This window comes from Alkalihalobacillus sp. BA299, assembly GCF_017745675.1.
In the GTDB taxonomy this organism is placed as follows: domain Bacteria; phylum Bacillota; class Bacilli; order Bacillales; family Bacillaceae_F; genus Alkalihalobacterium.
Genome location: NZ_JAFLJM010000040.1, coordinates 1 through 9,861, shown reverse-complemented (window position 1 = coordinate 9,861; position 9,861 = coordinate 1). Strand labels below are relative to the sequence as shown.

Genomic DNA, 9,861 nt, shown 5'->3' with positions numbered 1-9,861 from the left:
GGAACTAGACATTAAGAAAAGCGGAAGGGGCCTGCTTATCGGCGACGAGCGCTGGAGGGCTAGCAATGAGTGTCCCGCTCTTTGGACACTCTTGATGGACCGAAGCGACTCGAGCCGATGGCGCCTGCAGCTAGACATTAAGAAAAGTGGAAGCGCCTGCTCAGCGCCGTATGGACTGGAACCCTCCGCATGAGATAAAGGATACACGGTGAACGGTAGTGAACCGATGTTGACTTATCGTAAGGAGGAGAGCGAAGTCCACTAGGCGCTAGGCGCTGGAACTAGACATTAAGAAAAGCGGAAGGGGCCTGCTTATCGGCGACGAGCGCTGGAGGGCTAGCAATGAGTGTCCCGCTCTTTGGACACTCTTGATGGACCGAAGCGACTCGAGCCGATGGCGCCTGGAACTAGATAGACATCAAGAAAAGCGGAAGGGGCTTTCTCAGCTGTGACAAAAACAGGCTGTTGAGTCTTTACTCAACAGCCTGTTTTTTTTAATTAAATTTCGGTTCAGATTGGATTTGCTCTAGTAATGCCTCAATAAGTTCAATAGGAAATTGTTTTTGCTCCTTTTGACCTTCTTTTACGTAATGAACGATATACATAGGAGCAACAACTTCAACATCGATTTGTTCTAGTTGATGATCCTCCGTTAAAATCGTAGTAAAAAAATCATACGTATCGATTGCCGCCTGATCATCTGGTCTAGCTTCCCTTACTACTTTTATCGATAACCAATTATAAATTGCGTCCTGTAAATTCATCGAAATTATCCTCTTGCCTCTTCCCGTTTTCTTTGCAGCAATCTTAACTTATATATGCCTAAAATAGCTGTTGAAATGAGTAGAACCTCAATAATAGGCGCGCCCATCAAAGCTAAGAAGAACATAATGATACATCCAACAAATAGTGCAATATAAACAATAACTACCTTTAAAATTGGTAACTTTCGAGCAAACCCTAAATTAAACACAACAATCGATAAGGCAACAATCGCTAAATATATCCAAAGACCCATTTGCGGGTTTTCAGCTACTATCCGTGGTAACCATGATAATGACTCAACATCAATTTCAGGTATTGTTTCCTCCACGCTGATCCCCTCCTTCTCCAGATGAGTAGTAAATTATTTAATTCGACTGACTAGCTAGCTTTTTCTTCTTAATAATTCGTTCACGTTCATTTTTATCTAATATCTTTTTACGAAGGCGAATAGATTCTGGTGTGATTTCACAGTACTCATCTTCATTTAAATATTCAAGTGCCTCTTCTAATGATAATATGCGCGGCTTTTTCATACTTACCGTCTGTTCTTTATTTGCAGAACGAATATTTGTTGCTTGTTTCACTTTTGTAATATTTACCGTTAAGTCGTTTTCACGATTATGTTCCCCAACAATCATTCCTTCATAAATTTCTGTTGCTGGTTCAACAAAAATTGTACCTCGATCTTCCACACCCATAATACCATATTGAGACGCTTTACCTGTTTCCATAGAAACAAGAACACCTTGACGCCGACCACCAACTTGACCTTGAATCATAGGTTGGTAAGAATCAAATGAATGGTTAATAATACCATAACCGCGCGTTTGTGATAAAAACTCTGTTGTATACCCAATAAGACCTCGAGCAGGAACCATGAACTCTAAACGAACTTGACCTGAACCCGTGTTCGTCATATTGATCATTTCACCTTTTCGTGCTCCGAGTGATTCCATGACAGAACCTGTATACTCTTCTGGAACGTCAATTTGAACTCGTTCAACCGGCTCACTCTTCACCCCGTCAATCTCACGGATAATAACTTCTGGTTTCGATACTTGCAACTCGTACCCTTCTCTACGCATGTTCTCAATTAATATGGAAAGATGAAGTTCACCACGACCTGAAACTGTCCATGCATCCGGTGAATCTGTATCTTCAACACGTAAACTAACATCTGTTTCAAGCTGAGATTTCAATCGTTCTTCTAGCTTACGACTCGTTACATGTTTTCCTTCACGACCAGCAAATGGACTGTTATTAACTAAGAAGGTCATTTGTAAAGTCGGCTCGTCAATACGTAAAATTGGTAACGCTTCTTGTTGATCGACAGGACAAACTGTTTCACCAACATTGATTTGTTCCATTCCTGAAACTGCAATTAAATCTCCAGCCTGTGCTTTTTGGATTTCGATTCGCTTTAAGCCTAAGAAACCAAAGATTTTTGTTACACGGAATTGTTTAACTGATCCGTCAATTTTCATAAGTGCTACTTGCTGACCTACCTCGATTGTGCCGCGGAAAACACGACCAATCCCGATACGTCCTAAATAGTCGCTATAGTCGAGCATCGTCACTTGGAATTGAAGCGGCTCATCGCTATTATCAATAGGAGCTGGCGTATGCTCAATAATAGCATTAAATAATGCAGACATATCATCATCTTGCTTCTCAGGGTCTGCACTCGCAGTTCCATTAATCGCAGAAGCATATACAACAGGAAATTCGAGTTGATCTTCATCTGCACCTAAGTCGATTAATAAGTCAATCACTTCATCAACAACCTCAACTGGACGAGCAGAAGGTTTATCAATTTTATTAACAACAACTATTGGACTTAATTTTTGTTCTAATGCTTTTTTCAAAACGAATCTCGTTTGTGGCATCGTTCCTTCGTATGCATCAACAACTAACAAAACACTGTCCACCATTTTCATAATACGCTCTACTTCACCACCAAAGTCAGCGTGACCAGGTGTATCTAAAATATTAATTCGTTTGTCATTGTAATTGATTGCGGTATTCTTTGCTAAAATCGTAATGCCTCTCTCTTTTTCTAAGGCATTTGAGTCCATCGCTCTCTCGTCAACTTGTTCATTTTCACGGAAAGTACCTGATTGTTTTAATAATTGATCTACTAAAGTTGTTTTTCCATGGTCAACGTGGGCAATAATGGCTATATTTCTAATATCTTCACGTAAATTCATGCTAATTAAACGCTCCTATCCTTATACAGGTTATTATAACTGTCTAATTATATCATAAATAAAAAATAAGCGATAACTTATCCTTAAATAACAAATTTTTTTCCACTATTATGATGATGTTTAACTATATTGTCATATTCTTTGCCTTTTTCTTTTGTCCAATTCAAGGTAGAATGGAAGTACTTATTATTTGAATTGAAAAAATCAGGAGGAACTAGTGTGAAGAAAGAGAATGTACTTTTTTTAACGCTTGCTATTGTGACCGTAATCGGTATTATGGCTATTGGTGTGGCGATCGCTGAACGTAGTATTCTAATTGGAATACTTTCACTAATTGGAATAACAGCCGCTTGTGGGATTGGCTTTTCCTTAAGAAAGAAGCTTAGAGAAACAGAAGAAATATAGAAAGAAAGTCGATTGGGTAAATCTACCCAATCGACTCTCTTTTATGTTATATAGCTTATTTATTATTCCAGCGCTTAACTTCAACCCCAACTTTTTGTTCTAACGGACGAATAATTGCAGAAACATCATTTGTACCGTAATATTCTTTTGCTCGACGTACAATGTTTTCTGAATGCTCAACAAGTTCGATCGGAACACCGAGGTTCTCTGCTAGATCAATTGCAAGTCCCATATCTTTATGTAATAAATTAATACTAAATCGCTGTTCAAATCTTCTATCCATAATCGCTTCTACAGACCAGTCCATGCTTTTTGAAAAACCGGAGCTTCGTTTTACAATGTCATATAATACTTGTGGATTGACCCCTGCCTTTGCCCCCATCACATATGCTTCTGATAAAGCCGCGGTATGAACTCCTACTAACATATTATTTATTAATTTAATGACACTTCCGCTTCCAATCGGACCGACATGAACGACATAATCACCAATTTCCTTCAATAGATTATACGTTCGCTTAAAGACTTTCTCATCTCCACCACACATGATCGTCAACGTTCCAGTTTTTGCTCCCATCGGACCTCCACTAACAGGCGCATCCATAAACATGGCACCTTTACCCGCTAACTCATCACTCAGTCGATGATTTAACTCTGGGCTCACGGTCGAATGATCAATAATAATTTTTCCTTCAGTGGCTCCAGCTATAATCCCCCGGTCACCTTCATATACGTCAACAATATTTTGTGGTAGAGGTAAGCATGTTAGTACAACATCACAAATTTCAACTAACTCTTTAGGACTATTGGCCTCTTTCGCTCCAAATTTTACGACCTCTTCAATCGGTGGGCGACTTCTACTTACAACATATGTATTATAACCTGCAGCTAAAATATTTTTCGTCATTGGAAGGCCCATTGTGCCAAGCCCAATAAAACCTATTTTCATGATTTCAACTCCTTATGTACAAACTTCTGAATGACCTTTTGATGAAATTGAGGTCTTCCTACGAATACAGAGCTAGATTTCAGGATAGCTAATGATTCTCCGTAAAAAGTCGAATAACATCCACCTACTTCCTTAAGTAACACGAGAGCAGCAGCAAAGTCCCACGGTGATAATTTTAAACTAACATATCCATCTAACCGGCCTGAAGCAACGTAAGCCATTTCTAATGCTGCTGAACCGTATGAGCGAACCCCTCTTACTTTGTCAACTAATTCAATCATTGTCAGGTGGTTTGCTTTTTTCTTATATAAAAGCCAGCGTGCATTGAGACCAATAATAGCCTTATCAATGTCAACAGGTGTTAATCTTTCTAAACGGTCATCGTTTTTATAAGCCCCATCTCCTGCCATGGCATGATACAAATCATCATTCATAACATCATATATCAATCCAACCTTACCTTCACCTTTATGATAAACAGCAACGCTTATCGCAAAATTATATTGTTGATGAACAAAATTCGTTGTTCCGTCAATCGGATCAATAATCCAGATTGTGTCACGGTTTTTATATTCCTCACCACTAATCCCCTCTTCACCAAGAAATGCATGGTTTGGAAAATGAGCCTGAATTTTCCGCAAAAAATATTGTTCAATCTTTCGGTCCATTTCCGTAACAAGGTCATCTGGACTTGATTTTGTTTCAACACGAATGGTTTCAACTAATGAAGCCTTTAATTGATTACTTGCTTCCTTTACCCACATGATAGCCATTTGCTTTATTTTGAGCCAATCCAATTCATTCATCTATATAAAGACCCCCTATTTGAGTACAGCAAGTAAGCTTTTTGTTATGATTTATTATGACATAAATATTCATTTTAAGAAAAGACATATACCATGAACAAATTCAAAAAATTGAGAATACTATAATTAGGTATGAAAAATAATAACATGTTAAATTGAAAAGCACGGAGCGCAGTCCGTGCTATAATAACCGTTTATGCTTCTAATAAAAGTAGTTCTTGACTAAGTTTTTTCAGTTTATTTTTACATCTGTTCATTGTTTCTAAATCTTCAGCTAACATAGCATCGTGTAAAGTCGCTAACTCATAATCAATTTCTAGACGGAGGACTGGGATTCTTAATTCTGCATCCCTTCGTTTGAAGGCTTGAATGACTTGTTCCATAGAAATTCACACCCCTTAAATTTCAATAATTTTAAAATCGTGTCCAAAAATGATTTAACCGAATATTCAGATTATTGTTTTGTTATTATAGCATATGAGAGACATTAGCAAAATGGCACAACCGTTTTGATATTTGTGGTAAACTAATGAAAAAAAAAGTATGAAGGTGATATTATGGCATTTACAGGATTTTCAAGGGAAGATTTTGACATCTTTACGATTGATGGACTAGAGCCACGTATGGACCAATTAAAAGAAAAAATACGTCCTAAACTTGAAGTACTAGGTCAACACTTTGCCCCTACTTTATCATCATTAGTTGGTGATGAAATGTTCTATCACGTCGCTAAGCATGCGAGAAGAAAAGTAAACCCTCCAAAAGACACATGGGTTGCTATTGCAAATAGTAATCGTGGATATAAAATGCTCCCACATTTTCAGATCGGGTTATTCGAAACACATCTCTTCGTTTGGTTTGCTGTCATTTATGAATGCCCAATCAAACAACAGTTTGCAAAACACCTATTAGAGGAAATAGCAACAATAAAACAACAAATCCCAGATCATTTTGTCTGGTCAGGCGATCATACAAAACCGGAAGCAACTTCTCATCATGAAGCTGATCTACAAGCTTTATTTGAACGTCTTCGCGATGTAAAAAAAGCTGAAATTTTATGCGGTATACATATTAACCGAAATGATCCAGTAGTTACAGATGCGGACAAGCTCATTAAACGTATTGATGAAACATTTACAACACTTTCTCCCCTATATCGCTTAACTAGCCCCATACACAGTTCCTAACTATTAAGTAAGTCTTACAAATTGAAAAAAACCAGGCAAAGGTATCCATTCCCTTTGCCTGGTTTGTATTAGATCTTTATTTTTTGAATATGTTCATTTTCACGAGCTTTTTTAATAACGTGATAGCATGAAACACCTGATTCTTGATCATATTGTTTAAACAATTGCTTTTCCTCACTCTTAGAAGGAACAATCTCTTTAAAACGACGATATAATGATAAAACCTTTGCTCGGTCAACTCCACTTATATGGGCTTCTTCAACCGCTTGAAAAAAAGCCATTACGTCTATAACCTCTTCCTTACTCCAATCTAAAGAAATTGGCATATCCATTTTAAAAACTCCACCTTTTTAAATTTAAAGTTATTTACTCCACTGGATTCGAATGTCTTCACCTTCTTTAATCATTCGGTCAAAAAGCTCCTGAACAGTCGGAACGTCTTTAATTCTTCCCATCACCTGACCAGCCCAGCCAAAGCCTTCTATATCTTTTCCTTCGTAAATATACTTTTTATTAGCTTCTCCACTAATAAAATTTTTTAATGCATCATATGTTGGTGACTCTTCTTCAACTTGAAGTATTTTTTCGGTCCACTCATTTTTAATTGCGCGAGCCGGAGCTCCGATTGAGCGCTTGATCACCACGGTATCCATTTCATTCGCTTCGACTAATTTTTGCTTATAATTTTCATGAGCATGAACACATTCTTTTGTCGCAATAAAGCGAGTTCCCATTTCTATACCTTCTGCACCTAATGCAAGTGCTGCCATAAATCCTTTTCCATCACCAATTCCACCAGAAGCTATAACTGGGATAGAAACAGAATCCACCACTTGTGGAATTAATACCATTGTTCCTGTATCTGATCTTCCCAAGTGACCTCCACCTTCTTGACCAACTACCATAACAGCATCTGCCCCAAGCTCTTCAGCTTTTTCTGCTTGCCTTCTTGCGGCAACAAGAACAAGTTTTTTCGTATTTACCCCTTTTAACATATCAAAAATGGGAGCGGGATTACCTCCTGTCATTGTAACTACTGGTACTTTTTCTTCAATAGCCACTTCTAACATATGCTCAAATGGCCTTCCATGTTGACCGATCGCATAATTCACACCAAATGGTCGGTCTGTTTTCTTTTTTACCGCTTGAATTTCTTTTCTTAATTCTTCAGGTGTACTAAGGGACATCGCCGTTATTTGTCCAAGACCACCGGCATTCGATACTGCAGCTGCCAAATCCGAATATGCTAAATAAGCTAGGCCACCTTGAATAATTGGATATTTAATATTTAACATTTTTGTTACTCTTGTTTCCCAAAGCATGATAAATCCTCCTTACGTTGTATATCATTTCTTTCATAAACCAAACTAATAACGCATCATTTTACAAATACCAAAGTGAAACTCACTTAAGAGTGGAGTTCCTTTTATCCTCTGTCTTGAGTATTAGTAAAACGAAATAAGCGTCAATGAAAGCGGTCACTTTTTATTTCGACATTCATTTAAGAAAACCCTACATAAAATTTAGATTTTTGTTATTGAAGACTCTTACCTTAAAGATTGATGCTTTTAGCTTTTGGACCGTAAGCCAAGCGGATGCTTGGCTCTTCACGCATAGCGTGAAGGTTTTGAAAATAAAATAGCCGTTCAGACAAATGAATTTGTCTTGAAAAGGCTATTTTATTTTCAAAAAACTGTCCAAAAGCAACACAGTTTACGAAAACAGCCTACCTAAAAGATTGATGCTAGTTGATTTTTTTGACAGTATTCAAGCGGATGCTTGACTACTGTCAAAAAAAATAAAATTTAAGAAAACAGCCTCAAAAAAGCAAAATTTTCATTGCTTTTCAATTTATTTTTGATATACTCAATCTTGTTTTATGTGCAAGGTGACAACTTGCAATTAGAAGATAGAAGAGGTGAATCGGTTGTCGCAACAACATCTAACTCCACTTTATACAGGAGTAAAAAACCATGCAAAAAAAAATCCTATCCAATTTCATATTCCTGGACATAAGAAAGGAAATGGGATTGATCCTGAATTTAGAGAGTTTATAGGTGAAAATGCCTTATCAATAGACTTAATTAATATTGGGCCACTAGATGACTTACACCATCCACACGGAATTATTAAAGAAGCACAAGAACTTGCTGCTGAAGCATTTGGAGCTGACCATACCTTTTTTTCTGTTCAAGGAACGAGTGGAGCAATCATGACTATGATTATGAGTGTCTGTGGACCTGGAGATAAAATTATTGTACCAAGAAATGTTCATAAGTCGATCATGTCTGCGATTATCTTTTCAGGAGCAAATCCAATCTTTATACACCCTGAAATTGATAAAAATTTAGGGATTTCCCATGGGATCACAACTCAGGCAGTAGAGAAAGCATTAAAACAACATCCTGATGCTAAAGGATTACTCGTAATAAACCCTACGTACTTTGGTGTTTCTGCAAATTTAAAGGAAATTGTCAATATCGCACACCGCTTCAATATACCTGTACTAGTTGATGAAGCTCATGGGGTACACATTCACTTTCATGATGATCTGCCATTATCAGCGATGCAAGCAGGTGCAGACATGGCAGCAACTAGTGTTCATAAACTAGGTGGGTCGATGACTCAAAGTTCAGTTCTTAATATTAGAGAAGGTTTAGTGTCCCCTAAACGTGTCCAGGCTATTATTAGCATGCTAACAACAACATCAACATCCTATTTACTTCTTTCATCCCTAGATGTTGCTCGTAAACAATTAGCGACTGTAGGAAAAGAAATGATTGAGAATTCCATCCAATTAGCACAAAATACAAGGAAAGAGATCAATACAATAAATGGACTATATTGTGTCGGAAAAGAAATTCTAGGTTCAAAAGCTGCCTATGATTATGATCCCACTAAATTAATCATCTCAATAAAAGACTTAGGCATTACAGGGTACGAAGTAGAAGTTTGGTTACGCGAGAAACATAATATTGAAGTTGAACTGTCCGATTTATACAACATCCTATGTATTATTACATTCGGTGATACAAAAAAAGAAACAACAGCATTAATTAATGCCTTACAGGAACTATCTGAGCTACATCAAGATAAAATTGAATCAAGACAAACTGCTTCTGTATATGTTCCTAATAGCCCTACACTTGCCCTCACACCTAGAGATGCCTTTTATTCTGACACAGAGGTTATACCTTTTGAATACTCAGCTGGAAGAATAATCGCTGAATTCGTTATGGTATATCCTCCAGGAATACCTATTCTAATTCCTGGAGAAGTCATAACCGATGGAAATATCGATTATATTCAGGAAAATTTAAATGCAGGATTACCTGTTCAAGGTCCAGAGGATTCATCCTTCAAGCAAATTCGAGTAATAAAAGAAAGACGCCCCATTCAATAACAAATTAATGTAAGAAAAGCGGAAGCGCCCGTTTAGCGACGTATGGACTGGAGCCCTCCCGTATGAGATAAAGGAAACACGGCGAGTGCTAACGAGTCGATGTTGACTTATCGTAAGGAGGAGAGCGAAGTCCACTAGA

General features: G+C 37.6%; 11 protein-coding genes. 3 read left to right on the top strand and 8 right to left on the bottom strand.

The features are described from left to right. Positions 1-494: 494 nt before the first annotated feature. From J0N78_RS25170 to typA, 3 genes are read right to left on the bottom strand one after another with little or no spacing between them, the layout of a single operon-like run. Positions 495-764, bottom strand: coding sequence for a hypothetical protein (locus J0N78_RS25170; protein ID WP_209125828.1), 270 nt, complete (start codon positions 762-764; stop codon positions 495-497). Between the two features lie 5 nt (positions 765-769). Next, entirely contained in the window at positions 770-1,093 is a 324-nt protein-coding gene (locus tag J0N78_RS25165) for a YlaH-like family protein (protein WP_307795007.1), read from the bottom strand. Positions 1,094-1,130: 37 nt separating this feature from the next. Next, the gene (gene typA / locus J0N78_RS25160) at positions 1,131-2,972 is read right to left on the bottom strand and encodes a translational GTPase TypA (RefSeq protein ID WP_209125827.1); all 1,842 of its coding nucleotides are present in this window, start codon (positions 2,970-2,972) and stop codon (positions 1,131-1,133) included. Between the two features lie 219 nt (positions 2,973-3,191). Here typA and J0N78_RS25155 point away from each other — a divergent pair, with 219 nt between their 5' ends. Further along, a complete protein-coding gene (locus J0N78_RS25155; protein WP_209125826.1) occupies positions 3,192-3,377 on the top strand; it encodes a DUF5325 family protein in 186 nt (61 codons plus the stop codon). Between the two features lie 55 nt (positions 3,378-3,432). Here the strand turns inward: J0N78_RS25155 and J0N78_RS25150 are convergent, their stop codons facing one another. The 3 genes from J0N78_RS25150 to J0N78_RS25140 form a co-directional block, all read right to left on the bottom strand. Further along, positions 3,433-4,326 (bottom strand): NAD(P)-dependent oxidoreductase, encoded by an 894-nt coding sequence (locus J0N78_RS25150; protein ID WP_209125825.1) that lies wholly within the window; start codon positions 4,324-4,326, stop codon positions 3,433-3,435. After that, entirely contained in the window at positions 4,323-5,132 is an 810-nt protein-coding gene (locus J0N78_RS25145; protein WP_209125824.1) for an inositol monophosphatase family protein, read from the bottom strand. Before J0N78_RS25145 ends, J0N78_RS25150 begins: the two co-directional genes overlap by 4 nt. 194 nt (positions 5,133-5,326) lie before the next feature. Further along, positions 5,327-5,515 (bottom strand): hypothetical protein, encoded by a 189-nt coding sequence (locus J0N78_RS25140; protein WP_209125823.1) that lies wholly within the window; start codon positions 5,513-5,515, stop codon positions 5,327-5,329. Positions 5,516-5,689: 174 nt separating this feature from the next. On the opposite strand from J0N78_RS25140, the gene J0N78_RS25135 reads away from it, so the two are divergent. Beyond that, positions 5,690-6,319 carry a YktB family protein gene (locus J0N78_RS25135; protein WP_209125822.1) on the top strand — a complete coding sequence of 210 codons (630 nt, stop codon included), beginning with the start codon at positions 5,690-5,692 and terminating at the stop codon, positions 6,317-6,319. Positions 6,320-6,387: 68 nt separating this feature from the next. Here the strand turns inward: J0N78_RS25135 and J0N78_RS25130 are convergent, their stop codons facing one another. Further along, positions 6,388-6,651, bottom strand: a complete 264-nt coding sequence (locus tag J0N78_RS25130) for a UPF0223 family protein (protein ID WP_209125821.1) — start codon at positions 6,649-6,651, stop codon at positions 6,388-6,390. Positions 6,652-6,681: 30 nt separating this feature from the next. Beyond that, positions 6,682-7,641 carry an NAD(P)H-dependent flavin oxidoreductase gene (locus J0N78_RS25125; protein ID WP_209125820.1) on the bottom strand — a complete coding sequence of 320 codons (960 nt, stop codon included), beginning with the start codon at positions 7,639-7,641 and terminating at the stop codon, positions 6,682-6,684. A 605-nt stretch (positions 7,642-8,246) separates the two neighbouring features. On the opposite strand from J0N78_RS25125, the gene J0N78_RS25120 reads away from it, so the two are divergent. Continuing rightward, positions 8,247-9,722, top strand: coding sequence for an aminotransferase class I/II-fold pyridoxal phosphate-dependent enzyme (locus J0N78_RS25120; protein ID WP_247747543.1), 1,476 nt, complete (start codon positions 8,247-8,249; stop codon positions 9,720-9,722). The last annotated feature ends 139 nt before the right edge of the window (positions 9,723-9,861 follow it).